This is a genomic window from Confluentibacter citreus, from assembly GCF_002807055.1.
GTDB classification, from domain to species: Bacteria; Bacteroidota; Bacteroidia; order Flavobacteriales; family Flavobacteriaceae; genus Confluentibacter; species Confluentibacter citreus.
Genome location: NZ_NIXN01000030.1, coordinates 1 through 1,212, shown reverse-complemented (window position 1 = coordinate 1,212; position 1,212 = coordinate 1). Strand labels below are relative to the sequence as shown.

Below are 1,212 nucleotides of genomic sequence, written 5' to 3'. Positions count from 1 at the left end.
TATATTTTATTTCTTGACTAAACCCAGAAATAGTAGAAAAAAGTAATATTAAAATCGTGAATTTCATTGGTTTGTCAAATTGTGCCTAACGTGTTCGTGTATGGAAAGTTGCGTGTTTGTGGGCGAGGATTTTCCGAAGGAAAATCGGAAGCCAGCAAACAAGCAACCAACTTTGTGTTAGCTAAAACTAGCAATTTTTTATACACGGTGTTGTAAAACGTTTTTTATTTTAAATGCCACCATTTTTTTCGTTTTGTCAATATGTTAATCGAAAATGATTTATTAATCCCATTTTCTTTTTCGTGCTCAAATTGTTGATTTACAGGATTTATTATAAAGCTGTCCCAGTCTGACGTAAAACCTGCATATTCTGAATTCTTAATTGGGTCGAACTCTTTATCTATTTGAATTGTTCCAATATTTTCAAATAATTCTGAAAAATCTTTTTGAAAGTACTTTGGCAAAAACCAATTGAGGGGAATTTTATCTTTCCAATTCCCAAAGTTCGCCACTAATACATTACTGTTTTTAAAGTCAGATGTAGTTGGTTTATTTTTTTGATTTATTCGAGTTGGAACTATTAAATTGTAACCATGACCTGAAATAAAGTCAGAATCTAAAACGACTGCACCACCATAATTTCCATTATTTAACTTAAAAGTCAGACAAGTCCCTTTTTGGAAAATCGGTTCTTTTTTGCTTATTCTTTTTCTCGCTTTTGGTTTCCCTTGTTTAGATTCTAATTTGAGTAAAAAATTTTCAAGAACAATTTTTCGTTTTTTTATGTCTGACTCACTTGCATCAAGTTCTTTCCATAACTTTAAATCAGATTCACTTTTAATTATTTCACGGATTTTTTCTAGAATGTCATTCGATAAGCTTTTAGTTTCCCAAAGTGCTAATGCCAAACCAAACCAGAAGTCGTTTTCTCCATTTGGGTTATCAGAAATCAGTTTATTTTTAATTTCAGACGGTTCTTTTCCTTCATTATATAAATCAAAAAACTCAGCATAAATATCGGCTGAAGTATCATTACTTTTTATTGCTGTTCCCCAAGTTCCCAATTCAATTCGTGGTTTTATTCAAATGTTTTACAACGTGTTTGTGTAAGGAACGTTGCGTGTTTGAGTGCGAGGATTTTCCGTAGGAAAATCAGATGCATGCAAACAAAGCAACGACCAAACGGTTGAACTAAAATAAGCAATGTTTTTT

Annotated in this window: 1 protein-coding gene; it reads right to left on the bottom strand. The window is 31.7% G+C overall.

Features of this window, described 5'->3' with window-relative positions; all coding sequences use genetic code 11:
- Nucleotides 1-224: 224 nt before the first annotated feature.
- A complete protein-coding gene (locus CDH49_RS15490) occupies nucleotides 225-1,064 on the bottom strand; it encodes a hypothetical protein (RefSeq protein ID WP_100616434.1) in 840 nt (279 codons plus the stop codon).
- Nucleotides 1,065-1,212 lie beyond the last annotated feature (148 nt).